The organism is Flavobacterium sp., assembly GCF_024710485.1.
Lineage (GTDB): Bacteria > Bacteroidota > Bacteroidia > Flavobacteriales > Flavobacteriaceae > Flavobacterium.
This window is the reverse complement of record NZ_JANJUQ010000019.1, coordinates 76,743-96,459: the sequence shown is the minus strand read 5'-3', so window position 1 is coordinate 96,459 and position 19,717 is coordinate 76,743. Positions and strand designations below refer to the sequence as shown.

General features: G+C 35.4%; 15 protein-coding genes. All 15 read right to left on the bottom strand.

Annotation, left to right across the window (positions count from 1 at the left end; all coding sequences use genetic code 11):
* Positions 1-764 (bottom strand): endonuclease/exonuclease/phosphatase family protein (locus Q0M21_RS04625; protein ID WP_295335154.1); only part of this gene is annotated, 764 nt, incomplete at its 3' end.
* A complete protein-coding gene (locus Q0M21_RS04620; RefSeq protein WP_295335152.1) occupies positions 765-1,409 on the bottom strand; it encodes a hypothetical protein in 645 nt (214 codons plus the stop codon).
* Positions 1,410-1,413: 4 nt separating this feature from the next.
* Complete coding sequence (locus tag Q0M21_RS04615; RefSeq protein ID WP_295335150.1) at positions 1,414-1,707, bottom strand: DUF6804 family protein; 294 nt, start codon at positions 1,705-1,707, stop codon at positions 1,414-1,416.
* Between the two features lie 4 nt (positions 1,708-1,711).
* Positions 1,712-2,221 (bottom strand): hypothetical protein, encoded by a 510-nt coding sequence (locus Q0M21_RS04610; protein ID WP_295335149.1) that lies wholly within the window; start codon positions 2,219-2,221, stop codon positions 1,712-1,714.
* A gap of 1 nt (position 2,222) precedes the next feature.
* Positions 2,223-3,968 (bottom strand): energy-coupling factor transporter transmembrane component T, encoded by a 1,746-nt coding sequence (locus tag Q0M21_RS04605; RefSeq protein WP_295335147.1) that lies wholly within the window; start codon positions 3,966-3,968, stop codon positions 2,223-2,225.
* A complete protein-coding gene (locus Q0M21_RS04600; protein ID WP_295335145.1) occupies positions 3,969-5,516 on the bottom strand; it encodes a DUF4407 domain-containing protein in 1,548 nt (515 codons plus the stop codon).
* Complete coding sequence (locus tag Q0M21_RS04595) at positions 5,516-6,745, bottom strand: DUF4407 domain-containing protein (RefSeq protein ID WP_295335143.1); 1,230 nt, start codon at positions 6,743-6,745, stop codon at positions 5,516-5,518. Before Q0M21_RS04595 ends, Q0M21_RS04600 begins: the two co-directional genes overlap by 1 nt.
* A gap of 532 nt (positions 6,746-7,277) precedes the next feature.
* Complete coding sequence (locus Q0M21_RS04590; protein ID WP_295335141.1) at positions 7,278-7,868, bottom strand: SH3 domain-containing protein; 591 nt, start codon at positions 7,866-7,868, stop codon at positions 7,278-7,280.
* Positions 7,869-8,045: 177 nt separating this feature from the next.
* Complete coding sequence (locus Q0M21_RS04585; protein ID WP_295335139.1) at positions 8,046-8,348, bottom strand: HNH endonuclease signature motif containing protein; 303 nt, start codon at positions 8,346-8,348, stop codon at positions 8,046-8,048.
* Positions 8,349-8,351: 3 nt separating this feature from the next.
* Complete coding sequence (locus Q0M21_RS04580; RefSeq protein ID WP_295335137.1) at positions 8,352-9,152, bottom strand: hypothetical protein; 801 nt, start codon at positions 9,150-9,152, stop codon at positions 8,352-8,354.
* A gap of 120 nt (positions 9,153-9,272) precedes the next feature.
* Positions 9,273-10,304: a PorP/SprF family type IX secretion system membrane protein gene (locus Q0M21_RS04575; RefSeq protein WP_295335135.1), complete on the bottom strand. Its 1,032-nt coding sequence runs from the start codon at positions 10,302-10,304 to the stop codon at positions 9,273-9,275.
* 12 nt (positions 10,305-10,316) lie between these two features.
* A complete protein-coding gene (locus Q0M21_RS04570; RefSeq protein WP_295335133.1) occupies positions 10,317-16,970 on the bottom strand; it encodes a PKD-like domain-containing protein in 6,654 nt (2,217 codons plus the stop codon).
* Between the two features lie 108 nt (positions 16,971-17,078).
* Entirely contained in the window at positions 17,079-17,294 is a 216-nt protein-coding gene (locus Q0M21_RS12350) for an HTH domain-containing protein (protein ID WP_367273707.1), read from the bottom strand.
* 116 nt (positions 17,295-17,410) lie between these two features.
* Positions 17,411-18,079: a response regulator gene (locus tag Q0M21_RS04565; protein WP_295335131.1), complete on the bottom strand. Its 669-nt coding sequence runs from the start codon at positions 18,077-18,079 to the stop codon at positions 17,411-17,413.
* A 3-nt stretch (positions 18,080-18,082) separates the two neighbouring features.
* Positions 18,083-19,651, bottom strand: coding sequence for a hypothetical protein (locus Q0M21_RS04560; RefSeq protein ID WP_295335129.1), 1,569 nt, complete (start codon positions 19,649-19,651; stop codon positions 18,083-18,085).
* Positions 19,652-19,717 lie beyond the last annotated feature (66 nt).

Here is a 19,717-nt window from a genome sequence, read left to right as displayed (position 1 = left end):
GATACTTCTTTGGCTTTGGCAAAATCCTCAAAATCTTGGTAGAATAAAATCGCATCGGGACTGGTTATGATAAATTTATAGCTATCAAACCATATATTATCAAATTCATTGGAAAGGCAATTGTTTTCTAAACAAGTCTTTTTAAGCGATGTTTTTTGATTGATAAAAGCCGGTTTGTATCCCATTTTTTTCAGAGGATTAAAAACAGTATGGGTTTGCGGACAATTAAAATCACCCAAAAAGATAAGGTTTAAGTTTGGATATTCTCCGGGTAGGTTTTTGAAATGTTTTATCTCGGTTTCAGGCTGTTTGCTTTTGGTGATGGCGTGGAAGTTGGCCAGGGTGAATTGCTTTTTATTGTATTCAAACGTGGCGTAATACGGTTCTCTATCAATTAATAATCCGTACTTCTTCTCCAACCAAGGTTTATTGACCAATCTGACTCTGGCGGTTTTCCAAAGGAAAGCATAACGCTCCGTTTTGTAAGCGGAACTACTGGTTGGATCGCTGATGACATAGTCCCATTGGGCTCCTTTGCGGTTGAGTTGGTCTGCTAGTTTTGCAACTGCTTGTGCGCCTCCATCACCGGCAACTACTTCTTGCAGGGCTACTATATCATAGGCTTTGACTGTGTTAGCTATGTAGGTGATGATGCTGTCTGATTTTGAGTTACCAAGGTTTTCGACGTTCCAGGTTAGGATTTTGACTTGGGCGGTTCCAATTGAGAAAATTAGAAAAACAATAAAAGTTGAAAGTAGTTTCATTTAGTTGTCTGTACTATCATAATTTTCCTTTCGTCTCATAAGTTCTGAAAAAACAAAAACAGGGTCATCTCCGGTTTCTATTAATTTGGTAAAGGACCATAAACAATCTTTTGTAATGGCAAAATGGGTATCAGTATCGGATCTTATTTCTCCGGAAAATAAGGAATAGGTTAATAAATCTCTGGTATATATAAACTCAACATAATTATATTTAACACTTACTTTAACAACTCCAAAATTTAGCAAAGCATTAAAATGTGAAGCAAGTACCATTATATCATTAGTACGTTCTTCCTCAAAGTTTTGAAGTATAATCGATCTAAATATTAAACTATGATTGTTAACCAAATAATTAAAGTTCAAAAAACTATTTTCTTCGATTTCAAAAGTGCATTCGATTAACTTATCTGCTTCAAATTGTCCAAATTTCCATCCTGACGCTTTGTGGAATTTAATCAAATCCTTCCATACATAATGTGAGCACCTTCTAAAATTAATAAGTCTGTAGATTCTTTTGATTAGAAATTTTGTTTTAATAGGTACCTTTTTTAACTCTTTGATAAAGTTGAGAGTTTTTAAGTGCGAGATGAGCATTTGAAACACAACCAGCATGAAAATGAATACTATTAATTTAATTATAATCACCGGGTTAATTTTGATTTTTTGAACTTACTAGAGATAGTATAAGACCAATGCCAACAATAACATCTACTATATTCCAAATAGTTCTTCCTAAAGCTACCTTAATGAAAGGTTGAAATAGTAAAGCAAGTCCAATGTAAATTAACATTTCTGTCTGTTTTCCTTGTTGTCTTGAGTTATTTGCTAAAATTGCAAAGCCGATTAGTCCGGCTAATCGCACGAATTGGTAATATCCGTAGGGCATGTTGGCTAGGCAAATAAAAAGTAATAATGATAATGATAACTTTATTAAATTTTCCATACATCTAATGAAAGAATGGCGTGTTAACAACTGGTGCAAACCATCGAAGAAAATGTTCAAATATTGTGATCAAAGAAAATACTAAAAGTAATAAAATGGATCCTTTCATAATAAAATACCCTTTATTTTCTCTTTCAATCTCAATACTATCAACTTTGTTTCCAAAAGTAATTTTGGTTATTGCATTCACCACATAATATGATAAGAATGTAAAAAAGAATGTAAAACCAATGAAAATAACAATCTTTTGCATAACTTCAATAAAAGTATTATCTATGGTTTTAGAATAAATGATTACCTCTATTGCATTTTCAGTTTGCTCTAATGCAACTTTCAAAAACATAAAAAAAGTAATAAAAATAGAAGTTGACCAAATAGCATAGGATGTATTTATTTTGTCTTCAACTTCAGGTTTAATATTTAGTTTTTTAGTTAAAAACTGTAATGCCATTATCATTAACGCAATGGCTACAATCGCTACCAAACTGGTAAAAAACAAGCTTTGTTTATTCATTTTATTTTGATTTTAAGGATATTCTCCAGTTATTTATATTTGACATTCCATCAGATATTTTACCAGGTTTTGCATTTTTCTCAGTAGTCTCCCAAAGTACATATCTTTGGTTATCGTATGTGTATGCAAAACCATTTAAAGGTAAGTTAATACCTAAAATAGAATGACCATAATATTCACTACTTAATAATGCTACGTCATAATTGTAATGTGAAAATATTGTATACAATAACAATGTACGTGTATCACAATCCCCATTTAAATTAGCTAAAAATTCTACAGGAGTATTTATGCCAAATTTTTGATTCCCATCACATTTTGAATTTGGATTAGATAAGTATTTCCTTGTGAAGCTATCATTGTAAAGATTTGGATTACAGTCATTGTCTAATATCAATACATACGGTATATCTTGTACAAAAGATACAATCATTTCTGCAAATTTTATTTTATCAAGTTTATTGACTTTAGCAATACTATCAAATAAAGGATAGACTCTGTCCAATTTGTTTTTGTCAAATTCCTTAATTCTATATACAACTTCGTCGTAAGCATTATAATTATTAGAACTAATAATCAAACTATTTTTATAAATAGCTGATTTATCCCAGTCACTCTTTTTTAGTTCATAATATCCCTCATAAATTTTACCATTATAATCTTTCCAAACTCTATATCTCTTTATCCAGGAATCATTATGATCAGTATCAACTGGATTTACTACATTGTTTGAGTTGCTATCAACAATTGGTGTAACAACAGTTGATGATTCTCTATTAGTGTCTTGAAAAGGAATTGGATCAAAATGACTTTTACTGTTACATGTTTTAAACAATGACCCAATAAATAAAACCAACAATATCAACCCTAATGCTCTGAATATCCATTTAAAATATGGGCCTAAGAGACCAATTAAATAAAGTATTACTAAGAGACCAATTAAATAAAGTAATCCAGGTAAAACCGCAATCAAAAATGCTATGAATAGCACTAAACCAATTATAGCTAATAATTCACTTAAGCAACCTTTCGATTCGATGTAATCTTTAGAACCGGTTACTTTTTGCCAAGGTCCCCAAACGGTATCAGAATGATGCTTACAAAAGTATTCATATTTAATGTAACCTTTCTTCTCTAAAAATCCCCCTGTTTTTATACCATTAGATTTACATAAATTTTGTAGAGGTGAATCCTTTACTATTACATCACCTGTGTGTGATTCTACCTCAACTATTTCTTCAATTTCTTCTCTTTCATAATCAAATACATAGCCTGTTAGATAAGCTTTGAAAGTCCCGAAAACTTCATCACCTTCAATTTGATGCTCTTTTCTATTTATTTTGAACTCGAATAATTGTGGCTCTAACACGTTAATCCCAAACGTTTTGTCATCTGTTGAAATTAGTACGGGTAAAGTTTGTGGAAGCTTTTCTTTTGGAAAAATGGATCCTTTAATTTTATTACAATTGGTAATATTTTTAAAATCATGTGGAAAAGTAAATGGTTTATTCTTACAGAAATCATCGACCGAATTACATATCACTTCTGCCTCATAGATTTCGAAATCAAATAAGACAGATTTATCACTTTCATCAGGTATTTTATCACCGCGGTATTTGCCAGAGATTATTCCTTTTAAATAAGTTTTTCTTGGCGTCAAGATTTCTTTGGTAACTCTTATATAGTCCAAATCATCTTCACCGACAAAAGGTTCCTCTTTAATGATATTTACAATTTTTTCTGTCATTTAGTTTTCCTCTGTCAGTTCCTTTTTATCTCTATTATATACAAAATCAAGAAGCCCGACTTCAGTGTTTTTTATTTTAACCGTCTGTGCTTTTTTGGTTCGAAAAGGCATATCTAACCAATGCTCATATTTTACTATTACTTCATCTTTTAATTCATTATCTATCAATTCCAGATATTCATTGTAACGCTTAGGATTTACTGTACTCAGTTTATGTAATAAGGGATTTAGCCTAGTTCTTATAGTCTTATTATATCGCTTAACATTATCAGTAAGTATTTTGGAGAATTGATGTTTTGTTTGTTTGTATTCTAGAATGATAGTCTTGTGTTCAATTATCATCCTCATGAAGTAATAATCTGAGGTTTTAATTTGATTGACATTAATTAACATTATTTTGCTTTCAAGCCAATTGAAATCAGTAGTGTGTATTAGTTCATTTCTTAATTTCACTATCTCTGGTTTATGATTTTCCAATTGAAATATCTCTGTGGAAATATCCCGAGCTTTATATTTAAAATAGATTGGAAACAAAAAAACCAAACAAACCAAAATTGTCATAAACCATGACATGGGATTTTCCACTAATAAAATTTGAATAGTCTTTATATAGAAGTTACTTTTATCAAGCAAATCGTTTAGCTTATTATAGTTTTCCTTTTTTTGATTAATTAATGATGACATACTCGACTTAAAGTTGTCATAATCGCTTTTAAAATATCCAGAAACTACAATTGAGTTAAGATCGTTTATAAAATAGTAATCAGAAGCTAATTCAATATTTAATTCTTTATTTAAATGACTGATAATGTTTTCTTTTTCTAATTTTTCAGAATCTGATAAAAATATGTGATTTTCAATTTTGTCTAATTTCACCAACTTTTTGGAGGCATCAATTATAAATAGTGAATCTCTAGTAATTTTATTATTAATTAAATGTAATTGTACTTTGATTTGTAAAATATCATTTGGATTGAGTTTATTAAGAATCTTTTGATTTAGTTCTTTTTGATTTTCTAATTCCGACTGGATTAAATGTTTATTAGTTATAGCATAAAGTTTAACTCTTTCATGAGTTTTGTGTAGTTCTATCTCAGTATCTACAGATTCTCCTAGAAATCCATAATTTAAAGGCTGAGCTATAATTATTGCTAGAAGCATCATAAAACCAATACGTAAAAACATAGAAAAAGATAAAAACCGATTTTGTTTTTCGATGTTTTCAACTTCCTTGTTATTTTTCTTCTTCTTTCTTGAGACAGCTGAAATAATTGGTGGTGAAATGGTATGTAATAAAAGTAAATACATATTTATTACCATTGCTCCCCAAAAGACCCCAACAAAAAGACTTATAAATGATGCATCTTGAAATAATGAAACAAAAAATAATGTAGCACTCAAAAAACAACCTGCGAAAATTAATAACACAAAGAAGCCTATTAGTGCAAACCGTTTTTGAATGCCCCAATTACATCTTTTTAAGATATAGTTATCTTCGCCTGAACAAGTAAAAAGAAAAAGGCGTATGTCACTCAGCGCTTTGTTCATTATCCGTCAAGACCTTTAATGTAGTCATCCAAGTTATCATCAATTCTTTTCTTCTCCCTATCTTTATATTTTGTAATAGCATATTTGGTTAGTTCCTTTTGAATATTGGTAACCATTTTCTTTTCAAAAATGATTCGCTCAGCTTCATGGTTTATGGTTAGATGCCTTTCAATTCCTTCTTTATCTTTGTATTTGTCATATTGGACCTCAATTCCATAGTCAGCTTTTAATAATTCATCTCTATTTTCAGCTAAATAATCATAAGTTGTTTTTGTGAGCATTAGTTTGAAAAATATTGGAGTTAACTCAATCGCCATAAATAGAAGAGTAATAAAAAGAGAAATCCAAAAGCCCGCTACTTCATGAGCTATTTTTATTCTTTCTAACAAACCGTCTAAACCATTTGCAATTTTTTCATTGTTCCCTCTTTCACTTTCTTTAGCGATACGTAACTGATCTTTTCTTTTATTCAATTCAACTAAATCTTTTCCATTTTGCTCATCAAAATCATCTAATTGTCGTTCTAAATCCCCTAATTGAGATTTTAAAGCTTTTGATAATGGTCCATTTCCACCAGGAATCCCGTTAGCCTTACCCATCAAATTATCGGTGTAAGCTTGTTCAGCAGCTTTAATTCTACTAATTAATTCCTTCCTTTGTTCAGCTATCGAACCAAATTCTTTATCTAGCAATTTTTCTCTATCTGCAAAAGTTTTATCAACTTTCGCTTGATACTCTGCCTGTTGTTCTAACTGCTTTTCCCTTAATTTAATATCAATCTCTGTTTTAAACATTCTTATTTCAACAGGTTTAGATATAGTAAGTGCTATTATCATTCCCATCAAAATTCTTGGCAATGCACTTTTCAATTCTCCGACTGTTATGGCCTCAGTTCCATCTCCTTTTCCCGTACTTGTTACGATAAACCGGTCAATATTAAAAATCATCAGCCCCCAGATGATACCAAACAAAAGTGCCATGAAAACAGTTCCTAAATCAATAGGGTTATCAATAGCTGACCCCCTTTTTTCAAAAATTGTGTAAAAAGCATATCCTCCTGCAAGACCCGCCATTGCTCCAGTTGCAAATACTATCCCTCCAAGACACATGTATTTAATTTGATCTGAATAGGTTGCACGTTCTAATAAATATCTATCTCCTCCGGCGCATTTCCATAAAAACCGCATTATGCCGCTGGATTTTGGTAATTTGTAATAATCTCGTGTCATATAAATTCGTTTTGATTAAAAGTTTTGTTTGATATTTTTATGTTTGGTTGTATTACTGTTATACTTTTAGTTGTAAGCATAGGTGTCTTTATATTACATTGAATGTTGGAATGAACTAGTTTAGGAATACTCCATTCTTCTAATTTCAAATTCAAATTTGAAATAGATGTTTTAAACCTTGAATTGTCAAGTGTTAGATCTGGTTCAAATCTTAATTTGTAGCTTTTTTTACGAAATAATCCATGAACCACAAAATCGATCTCTTTATCACAGTTTTTAATGTCAAAAACTTTAATATGCTTTTCTAATGTTTTGGAAACACCAAACTGATAGTAAAGAGCATTTCTGTATCGATAATTTATTATGATATAACTATTTTCAAAGAGATGTTCTGTTCTATAATTAAGAAATAATTGCTCAATCTCTTTTTTGCGTCTAAATAGAATTTTAAAAAAACGCGCAATGACCACTAGTATGAAGTGAAACTTGTCAAGAAAGTATGTAAGTTGGTTGGTAAACAATGTAAATACTTTTATCTGTAACTTGTTCTAATAAAAAATTGCCATGAATAAGCTTGACCGCTTCTCAAACTTTCATTTCCGATATAAGGAATTACACCAGGAGCTGAAGCTCTAAAATCATACTCACCCGGACTAATTGAAATGTTTTTTGTTTCATATGGAGAAAAATAAAACAACTTTGAATTCATTTTTAAAGTCAGTGTTTTACTGGTATTATTGAATATTTTCAATTCTGATTCATAAGAGGATGTACTTCCGTTTGGAGTAAAAATACTTTGATTACTTCTTGTAACTAACTTTCCAACTTTAACATAAGACTTATGAACGTATCCCTCTTCATTTGTAGCAATATTTATTATGCTGTAAAAGTCATTTTCTGTTTCTAAAGATGAAATGAAAATTTGTGTTCCTGGTTTTAATGGACTAATTATTTGATAGCTACTTCCTGGTCCTTCTCTGAAATTTACTTGTTTTGTAATTGTACCAATGTAGGATTGGCTAAAAATAGAATTTGAAACTAAAAAAAGTAAAATGAGTAGTTTTTTACTTTTATTTTCCAACTCCTCATATAATAGCGTTAAATATTTTGAACTTGTACCCATATGAAAATTATTGACTGATAGTTAAATAGTTAAATGAATAACTAAACAATTTTAACATTCCTCTCTGCAACCAAATTGCAGTGTTTTTGTTTTTATTAACAAACCTTAACCTCAAGCATTTGCAACCGAAGTAGTCGTATGCATAACTACTCCGGCGCAAATACCACCACAATTATATTATTTGGGACAGTTCCATGTTAGGCTGTCACCTTTTTGGGCATTGTTTTTCCAATTGAGCGGTTGGAGGTTTCTTGGGTTATCATTGCCGCCTTTAGCCACCGGATAAATATGATCGATTTCCCAGCCGTACATGGAGTCTCTATTTCCAAAATCGGTATATCGGATGGCAAATCCGCAACAATCTCTTCTCCACAAGTTAGATGGACGCCCCGAAATAGGTTGGGCTTTGTACCAAATTTCCAGTTTAGTTATTTCCGTCCATTCGGAACCATTGGCATCAGTATTGTGTTTTCTCGGCATTATTTAGTATTTCCAGGTGTCTGCTTGTGTTTTGGTATAAATTATATAAAACTTGTTTGGGGCAATTTCTTTGAAAACATCAATTGTTCCGCCGCCTTTTTGATTACAGAAAGCATTTTTTTCCTGTTTAAACGCATCACTTGAAGCTATGTTTGTTATACCTGATACATAAAAGTCATTTTTTACTTTGTTGATTTTATCTCCAATTTTATAGGATATGGAATTGTAAAATTTCAAGGGAGAGTTTTCTTTATTAAAAGATTTTTGGCTGACTTGTTTAGACGATGGAAATCTTAATAAATCACAATCTCTGAATATGGTTTCGTTAATATTGAATTCGGAAATCGATTTGGTAGTTTTTGATGGAATGGCAATTACTTTAGCTTCAGTTATTTCTAAACCCTTTGATTGATGAGAAGTAACAGTTTTTGAATTTAATGAAGTATAAGAAAGCCTTCCCAATAAAGAATATCCTGAAGTATTTGAGCTTACAGTAGCGGAATTCGATGAGCTTATGAATACTCTGTTTTGATAATAATCATAGGCATTGCCGTTGATTACATAAAAGCTTTGGTCAAGTTGAAGGTAAATTACTTCTTCGGTTTTATTGTAAAATGAAAATCCTGCATTTCCATTTTCTGACCATAAATTGTAACTGATTATACAGTTAGCATCTTCAAAGAAAATTGAATTCCCTGATGATTTGACTGTTTCTGACTCAGTGTTGTAAACCTGATAATACGTCTTAACTGTATTACAGGAACATAATAAAGCTAAGACACAAATTGAAATTGCTTTTTTCATTGGTTTTGGTTTTTGAATTAATATTCAAACTTACTTTCAATGAAAATGTAATCCTTACGGAAAACCGTAAAGGCATAAAAAAAACACCTGTATGAGGTGTTTTTTATAGGGGAGGAGAGGTTACATTTTTTGATATCCTGCTTCACCGTTTCGTTTTAATTTAACTTTATAGTTGTCGCAACGATCACAGCGGTAACTGGATTGCCAAGTAAGGGATAATTCATGCACGCCTTGTGTTCTGCCTATCTTAGAAGTATTCCAATCGTAGGAATATCCAAAAGTAAACTCGCTGGATTTGAATGTTAACACCGGATTGATGGAAGTTAAAAAATGACTATTGGGCGCACGTCTTTCCGGGTTAGTGGCCGCTACTAACCCAAAACTAAATCGGCTGTAGTCCATTACTGCTCCAATATCCAAACGGTTGTATTGGCCTTGGCGCATGTAGTTGGCGGTTAGCATTAGGTTGGTTCCTTCCGGTATTAGACTCGTTGGTGAGTTCAAAAACTCGAAAAAATATCCTCCATGCACTGTTAGAAATAAATCCAGAGGAACATTAGCATTTTCACGGAAAGAAATATCGGGTCTGTTTAAGTGCTTAACAGCAACTCCAAACCAAGCATTTTCTTGGTCGAGTACGAACCCGGCTGCAAAGTCTAGGAAGTTGATTTTATTGCTATAGTCTAAAACTCCGGGGTCAACACTACCCGGACTGATAGCACCGGTATTGCTGTTGATTTGGTCTTCCAACAATAAGTTGTTGAAATTAAAATCTTTTCTACCTAAACCTGCTTCGAGTCCTAAACGGAGTCGCCAATCGTAATCCAAATCAACCCGATAGGCAAAAGCCCCATTAAACTTAAAATAGTTGTATCCTGTAAAGACCTCGCTGTGGTTTAATACTGTAACACCCACACCAATTTCATCGCTGATTAAATTATTGGCAAAGCCGAATTGGGTATCCATTTTGCGATTCCCGTCCGGCCATTGTCGCCTGTGCATCAATCCGGCATTCCATGTATTGGATATACCGGTAAAAGCAGGATTCAAGGTCTCGGGGACCAAATAAAACTGAGTGAATATAGGGTCTTGAGCACTACTAATAGTGGTTACCAAGGTAAATGCAGCTATAAAAAGGAATTTAATTTTCATCGATAACAACATTTACTTGATTAATACAAAAGTTTGATTTTCATTGACTATAGTGCCGTAAAAAGTTTCAGCAGTGACTTTGCTGTAATAGTTTCCGTTTTCGGCATTAAACCCTTTGATTTTGCCATCCCATCCAAGCAGTACATCTCCGGTCTCAGTGTAAACTAAAGAACCCCAGGTATCATAGATGTCCAACCTAATATTTTTCAATCGTTTAGAAACCGGTCTGTAGGTATCGTTTAGCGAATCATTATTTGGCGTAAAAGCAGTTGGAACTACTAATAAATAGCCTTTTTCTACTACTAAAGTTATGGTGTGCACATAAACGCATCCAAAAGGATAAGTAACCGTTTGGGTAATCACATAATCTCGTGGAATTAAATAAGTGTGGATTGGATTGAGTTCGGTTGAAAAAGTACCATCTCCGAAATCCCATGATACAGAAACGTAATCACCGGTGATGTCGCTTGTGAATTGAATTGGATCTCCAATCGAGTATATACCATAAGTTGAATAGCCAAACGAAGTTGTGTCAAACGATGAATAACCAATTACCGGGTTGTCTACATCAACGGTGTAAGTAGCAGTACATCCTACGCCATCAGTTACAGTGAGTATTACTGTGCCGTTAACATCAGAACTCATGATTTCACCGTTTACCCCAGTCACATTGCCGCTTGACCATTGGTACTGGTAAGGCGGAACACCTCCGGAGGCTTGGGCAACAAAACTTTGTGTCACCTCATGGGCTGCACAATCAAAATCGGTTTGTGTAGTAACATTAATTTGAATTGGAGCCGGTCGGGTTAAACTGTATTGGCCGGTAACGGAACAATTGTTAGCATCGGTAACCGTAACACTGTAATTACCGACAACAAGATTATTCAAATCCTCAGTGGTAGCACCATTTGACCAACTATAAGTAAACGGAGGTGTACCACCTGAAACTATCAAGTTAATTGCTCCGTTATTGGTAATTGTACAGTCTAATGGATTTGTAGTGTTAGCCGAAATTACCAAGGGTTGAGGTTGAATTATAGTAAAGGTTCTTACAATGTAACAAGGCGTACCATCAGAAATAGTTGCTGTGTAAGTTCCCGGCGGCAGATTGTTTCTGATTAAGCCGGAAGTACTGCCATCACTCCAAGTTAGCGTCACCGGAGCTATTCCGCCTGTTAAATTTAAATTGATACTACCGTTGTTGGCACCAAAACATGATACATTAGAAACTATAGGGTTAATGGTAAATACCGGTGCCTCAGGGATGACTATGTTTTCTGTTTTTATACAGCCTACATTATCTGTAACGGTTATGATATAAGTCCCAGCCGACAAATTGGTTTGGGTTAAGCTGGTAGCTAAATTATTCCATTGGTATTGGTATGGCCCATTGCCTCCGGATATGGTAGCGGTTAGAGAAGCATTATTAGCGCCATAACAAGTTATTGGTGTGGTAGTGTAATTAATTACTATTTCAGTAGATTGCGTAATGGTTACTGAAAGATTTTTAACGCATCCTTGATTGTCGGTTACCGCTAAATCATAAACTCCCGCGAACAAATTATTCAAATTTTGAGCGGTACTGGTAAATCCGTTTGGACCTGTCCATGAATAAGTATAGTCTGCCGAAATTGGATTTGGCGTACCACCTGAAACATTTACTGTTATGGCTCCTGTTGCGGCTCCGTAACACAAAACGTTAGTTTGACCGGCTAAGCTCACCACTAAAAGTGGAGGCTGGGTTATAGTGAACGTTGCTGTTTTAGGACCACAATTATTGGCATCAGTAACTGTTACTACATAAGTACCCGGACTTAGGTTTGCAATATCTTCGGCAGTGGAGTGAAAGCCACCGTTTCGAGTCCAATTGTACGAGTAATTTCCTGTTCCGCCTGTTACTGTAATGTTGATGCTACCATTATCCGCATTAAAACAAGTAATATCATTTTCACTATCTATAGTAATGACAATATCAGTAGGTTCGGTTATAGTGTATGAACCTGAAAACGGACAACCGCCTGCATCATTTATGGTTACTTGATATGAACCGGGTTCTATGTTTGCAATGGATGAGTTGGTTGAGTTAAAACCGTTTGGTCCTGTCCAGTTTAATTGGTAAGGAGTGCCACTTGAAAATGGTATTCCACCGGTTATATTGGTGGTAATTGAGGCTGTGTTTACTCCAAAACAGGCATTGTTATTAACCACAACATTCGGATTAATAGCCGGATTAACAGTTACTGTTACCGTAAAACTGTTACCAACACAAATACCGGAAGTAGGCGTTACTGTATAAATAACAGTAGCCGGACTGGTAGTCGTGTTGATTAAATTTTGACCTATAACAGTTTGTGGTGTAATTTCAGCAGTAGCTCCAGTTATGGCTCCTGCCGGTGTAATAGAAGGAGCGGACCAAGTGTAAGTTGTTCCCGGTGGAATTATATTGCCTCCTGATGTTGTGGGTGCAATTGTAAAATTGTTACCACTACAAATCGTTACACTTTCAGGGGCGATAACCGGATTAGGATTAATGATTACTTCAGTGGTATTGGTTGTAATAATTGAGCAGCCTCCGGTAATTGCCGGAAATGAAACCACACAATAATAGTAGGTTGTTCCCGGGGTATTAGATGGTGGCGTATAGGTAGCTGTTGTAGCACCACTGATTGCTGTTCCTCCGGTAGCCGAATTAACCGTATTGGAATACCATTGGTAATTAGGCGTGCCTACACCATTTACTACAGTAAAAGTTAATAGTGTTGGTGTTTGGCCTAAACAGATATTACTTCCTGTTGGTTGTGTGGTAAAATCAGGTGCCAGATTAACAATTACAGTAGCTACTGAACTAGTTGCATTACATCCGTTACCTGAATTTTGCGTTACGATACAATAGTAATAAAATGTACCGGCTGCATTAGTTGGAGGTGTAAATGTGTTGTTGGTTTCCCCAACGATAACAGTACCTGCGGTATTACTGTTTGTTGTTGACACATACCATTGATAAGAATAAGCTGTTCCAATTCCACCACTTGCTTGCACTTCTAAAGCGGTAGCCGGTGTGTTTTGACAAACGGTTTGTTGGGTCAAGGGCTGAGTTGTTAAAGTCGGGTCGGGGACTACTATAACTTCGGCGACATTACTTGTTATATTGCCACAACCAGCACCATTCAAAGTTATGGTTACATAATAGTAAAATGTTCCACTGGCATTGAAGGCTGGAGGAGTGTAATTCGCAGCATTAGTACCAACAGGTGTGCCACCTATGGTTGTATTGTTAGTATTGCTATACCATTGGTAAGTTGGTGTTCCAACACCTCCTGTATAAGAAACCGTTAAAGCCGGTATTGTACCGCCTACACAAATACTTTGAGTACTCAAAGGCTGACTATCAATTGTTGGTAAAGGGTTAATGGTAATAACAGCAGAGTTTGATGTTATATTGGTACATCCTCCTGATGAAAAGGTGATTACACAATAATAGCTGTTGGAGGAAGTGTTACTTGGTGTATAAGTTGCCGATGTGGCGCCTGATATAGGTCCGTTTGAGTCAAACCATTGGTAAGTAGCTGTTCCGGTACCGTTTGTATAAGCCACTGTTAATGGCGATACTGTTGAACCCTCGCACACAGTTGCTGATTGAGGCTGTGTAGTTATAGACGGAGCAGGAACTACAGTTACTGCAGCTGTTGCGCTGGTTACACTACATCCAACACCTGATTGGCTTACAACACAATAATAATAAGTTGTTCCGGTTGAAGTTGTTGAAGGGACAAAAGAGTTGCCAATTTGTGCCGGAATTAAAACACCGTTTGTATTACTGTTGGTTGTATTGCTGAACCATTGATAAGTGTATGTACCTATTCCACCACTAGCTGTAACTGTTAAAGCAGTAGCCGGTGTATTTTGACACTGTGTTTGCGTTGCTAATGGTTGAGCCGTAATTATCGGATCGGCAACCACAATTACTTCAGCAGTATTACTGTTTAGGGTACCACAGTCATTTCCGTTTAGGGTAATTACAACATAATAATAGTAGGAACCTATGGTATTGAAAACGGGAGGTGTGTAAGATGCTGCTGTTGCACCGGCAATTGGGGTACCGCCGGTATTGCTGTTAGTGGTGTTACTAAACCATTGATAATTTGGAGTACCTGTACCTCCGGCAAAGGATACCGACAACGGATTTATCGTGGCACCAACACAAACATTTTGAGAGGGTAAAGGTTGGGTGTTGATGGTTGGTAACGGATTAACAGTAACGGATGCAACCGCAGATGTCAAACCGGAACATCCTCCTGATGCTAAACTGATGACAGCATAATAATAAATAGTACCAACGGTACTTGTCGGCGGTGAGTAACTTGAATTGGTAGCTCCCGGAATCAGCGTTCCGCCCGTATTACTATTAGAGCTATTTGAGTACCATTGGTAAGTTGGCGTAACGGCTGAACTATTTAAGCTTACGGTCATGGTAGTAGCTGTACCTCCCAAACAAACTGAACTGGATGCCGGTTGCGTTGTTATGGATGGAGCAGGATTGACATTGATTATATAATTGAATGGGCTACCGACACAGCCGTTAAACGTTGGTGTAATCACATAAGTAACTGTACCCGGATTTGTATTGGTTGTAACAATAGTTTGCGCCGGAATTGTTGCACTTGAACCAGAAGCTGCAAAACCGGTTATGCCGGCGGTTGCGGTTGCGGTCCAAGTGAAAGTTGTTCCGGTAGGATTGGCTGTTAAGTTAACCGGAGTAGTTTGTGAGCCCGAACAAATAGTTTGACTTGTCACGGTATTGGTAATTACCGGGGCAACATTCACCGTAAAGCTTTGATTGGCGGTATTGGAAACACCACATTCGTTTGTAGCTGTAAAAGAGACAGTGTAAGGTCCTCCGGTGGGATAACTAACAGTACCCGGATTTAAAGCAGTAGACGACGATGGTGTTCCGCCGGGGAAACTCCAAGCATAAGTTAAAGTCCCACCTGTTGGGGCACAATTCGTAACGGTTCCGACGGGTGTAATATTAGCACTTCCACAGGCATTATTTATTGGCGCAACAGCTACTGTCGGTGGTTTTTTGACGGTTACCGTTTGAGTGGTATTGGTGGTTCCGCAAGCATTAGTTACAGATAATTTTATGGTGTAGGTTCCGGATTGAGTAAAATTAAATGTAGCATTGGCAGTAGTTTGGTTAGGTATCGGAGTTATACTAGTACCACAAAACGCGGGAGAGTATGTTACTTCCCACAGGTAGGTTGGTGTTGAACATTGATTGGCTAAATTGGTTGAATTGGTTGCGTTTACCGTTAAAGGGGCACAGCCAGCGGTGGTATTTAGGGTGAATTGGGGAGTTAAGGTTGATTGTACACAGATAGTTTTTGTCTCAGTATCAATTCCACATTTATTACCTGTTTTGATTGTTATAGTGTATGTTCCAGGTGTAGTGAATGTAATACAAAGATTATCAGATCCGGAAAGCCACAAACTAAAATCGTTTGATGAAAAATCGTTACCTAATGAACTGCCTGCTGCAATATTAAAACCTGTCGAAGGTGTAATCGACCAAACAATAGATGGAGTAGAACATATGTTACTTATAACCTGGTTTCCTTGTGATGTGTTGGTAAGGCAGACTTGGTTATTAACACATGCTGTTTGAGGAGAATTAAAATTTGCTTGTGGGTTCGCTGATACATATATAGGTACCACACCAACAGACGAGGTACTACATGGATTTGTTGCGACAATATTCGCTGAAAATGAATTTGGATAAGAGTTACTTCCATCAGAGCTTGTCGTACCACAAGAAGAAGTAGTAAATGTATGTGTTACACTTGAAGGTGGAGGATGATTAAAAACTTGCGGAGCGGATCCATCGTTGAATGATACAGTATATGTAGTTCCAGGCGGATTATTAGAAGTTCCAGTAATTGGAAAGGTTAGAGAGTTTGCATTACAAATATCTGTATTACCTGGATTTCCTAATGATACTGCAGGGTTTGACCCTACAAAAACAACAAAAGTTCTAGAAATTGAACAACCGTTATTTCCATTGATAGTGTAAGTCAAATACCAAAGTCCAATTTGATAAGTATGCGTTAAACTTGTCCATGAATTACCAGTAAAATTAGGAGTTGAATCCCCCCAGTCAATGGTGTAGCTTGTATTAGTACTGGTTGTCGTTGAGGTATTAGTAAATGTAAATTGAGACGAAGTATTACTACAAACTCTAAATGCTGCAAAACCTCCAAAAGTTGAACCAGACCCTGTTCCACCCATATTAGCATTGGGTTGAGGATTAACCGTTATTGTCACACTTCCCGATACATTGACTGGATTGGGTGGTGCTTGAGAATCTTCAACACTCACAAGAGTATAGGTAAATACACCCGCAACGCTTGTATTTGCCGATACGTTAACGGAGTTGTTATTTCCATTTGTAGTAACAGTTAAATCAGCTCCATTGTTAATTTTATAAGTAAACGTATAAGGCGCCGTTCCACCACTACCCGTAAAAGTGATCACCGGACTGGCTGAATTTTGACAAACAGTAGTTGTTCCTGAAATGGTAGCTGAAGGAGCCAGCAATTTTGTTTTCTCTGTTGCAAACCCAAACTGACAAAGAATAAATAAGATAGAGACAATGTAATTTTGTTTCATAAATTTTATGAGTATTCGTTTTTTAAAAGCTTTGGGGGAGCAATATTAGATAGTGAACTGGTTTTAATACAACTAGTTGGACAAAAATAATCAAATTTTCCTATCGGATTATCCTTTGAAATTTAATTCACAAGTTCTTTCGTATCCATATTTTTTCCTTTGATGATTGTAGCCGATTGGTGCGTTTAATTCTGTTTTCATAAAGGTTAAATAGTTGTAGACTGTTCGAACAGATATCCCTAATTTAAGAGCAATCTCTTTGGAATTTCCGGCACGATTCGATTCTAGAAGCTCGTGTATTTTTATGATTATTCTGATATCCACATTACAATTTTAAGAAGTCGGGCTGCAACCTGAATGCAGACTAGATATTTCTCAAAATTAGAGGTCACGAAAATGGATTCCTTACGGAAAACCGTAAAGCAATGAAAATTCTTTGGCTAAGCAATTCCCATATCCTTAGCTATGGCAATTAAATGAACAGTATTATTGGCTCTGAAGTGGTCTTTGAGTTTGCTCAATCGTTTTTCGATGGCACTTTTACTGTTGGGGGTAATGCCTAACTCTTTGAAGCGTTGTTCCAATGCGTCTTGGGTAACGCCGATGGACAATTGTTTAATGAGCTCTACATCAAAATCATCTATCTCTCGAGTCGATTTGTCTCTTAAAACATGTTTTACAGTAGGGGATAAGTAAACCTCATTACTTTGACTAAGTTGCAGTATGGCTTCATTGAGTTGTGTTATGCTGTTTCGTCCTTTTTGCACATAAGCATTAACTTTATATTTCTCCAATAAAGTTTTGATTTTAAAACCTTTGTCTTCAATAGAATAAACGATAATTTTTAACTCCGGTTGTAATGATCGAATGTGACTGATGGCTTCATCGCCTGAGGTAAGGATGACTTCTCGATGATCGGGTTCAAAAGACAAATCGGTTATAAATAGGTCATACGGTTCGCCCGAATTCAAAGCCTTTTTAATTTTCAATAGGGCATCATCACAATATTTGACATGGTCTATGTGTGCGACTTTCAAATGATTCATTGCTTGAATCACAGCGATATTAATACTGTCAATATCCTCGGCGACTAATACTTTTTTAAACATGCTTTACTTAGGAATTTGAATAATGACTTTAAAACCTTTATCGGTTTCATTATCAAAAGTAAGAGTTCCTTTTAAGGCAAGAATACGGTTTTCCGCATTTTGCAATCCTTTTTTAGTGAAATCATTGCTTGCGATTCCTTTTCCGTTGTCGGAATACTTGATTTCAATTCCTTTGGAGGAGCTCGAAAAGGCTAATAACACTAAGTTGGCATCGCTGTGTTTTTTCATGTTCACCATTAATTCTTGCAACACCCTGTAGATGGCATTCTTGGCTGAAGCATTGACTTTATTCCAATCCAGCGGCGGGCTGTTCTTGAGGATAATGTTAACCGTTTCACTATTAAAACTATTGATTAAATCCTGAAGAATACTCTCAAATCTTTCATCGGTAGGTATGGCACTGTTGCTTCGGGAAATGTCTCTGGCTTTACCATAGATAGCATCTAAATTTTCCAATAGCTCCTCTTTTTTCCCAGGTTTTTCTAAGTCTTGCGTTTCGGCAAACGTCATGGTTTTAAAAACATCGTTTGCCAATTCATCGTGAATTTTTTTGGCAATACGGTTTTCCGTGTCTTGTACGGAATGCCGGAGTCGTTTTTGATTTCGCTTTCGAATCAATATAATTAACATCATAAATACCAGCACCAGTAATATAGCAATAGTCAAAGTCCATTCTTTTTGTCTTTTGTATCGTTCTTTTTCTTCCAGTGCTTTTTGGGAGTCGTATTTGATTTTGGCGAATTGATTCTTGGCCGTTTGTCTGGCTTTTTTCAGACTGTCTGATAAGGTGATTTGTTGCAATGCCAAACTTTTAATTTCTTGAGGTTTGCCACTTGAAATCATAAACTTTAGCGCTTCCAAACGATCGTCCGGACTTTTAACGGATTTTGCAACCTCGTAAGCTTTTTGCGCATAATCAAAAGATAGCTTGGCATCAGAGTTTTGATAGTATTCAGAGAGATGCATGTAGGATGCGGTTAAGTCTCGAGGATTATTTAAACTATCTCTCAAGACAAGCGCTTGGTTTAAGTATTTTAAGGCGTTGCTATTATCGGATTTAAAATAGGCGTAACCCAAATTATCCAATACTCGGGCATAATGGTTTACTTCTTTTTGCAGTACATTATTGTTGGCTATTTCGGATAATATTTCAATAGCTTTTTTGAAATCGTTTTTAACCAAATGAACTACCGCAATGTTATTTTTTATAATGCTTTTGTCAATTTCATTTAAAGTATCACTATAGCATTTATTGTAGTATTTAATGGCCTCGTCATAATTGTATAGTTCTTGGTATACTATGCCTAATGTATTATAGATATGCGGTAAATATTTAGGTGTGTCACAATTCTTATAGGCTTCAGTGGCAGTGGCTTCAGCTCCCGAAAAATCACAAAAAACTCTTTGGATTTCTGCCATCTGATAAAGTGCATATACTTTTTGCTCCTTACTTGAAGCTACTCGATTGGCTTTCTCATAGTAGTAAAATGCACTGTCATACTTCTGCCCATTCAAATAATCATAGGCCTTATGAGTATAACCAGCATAATCCTCACTATTGTTGTCATTCATTTGATTTCCTTGATTACAAGAAAACAACATCAGACAAAATAGAAATATCGGGGAAATAAACCTTTT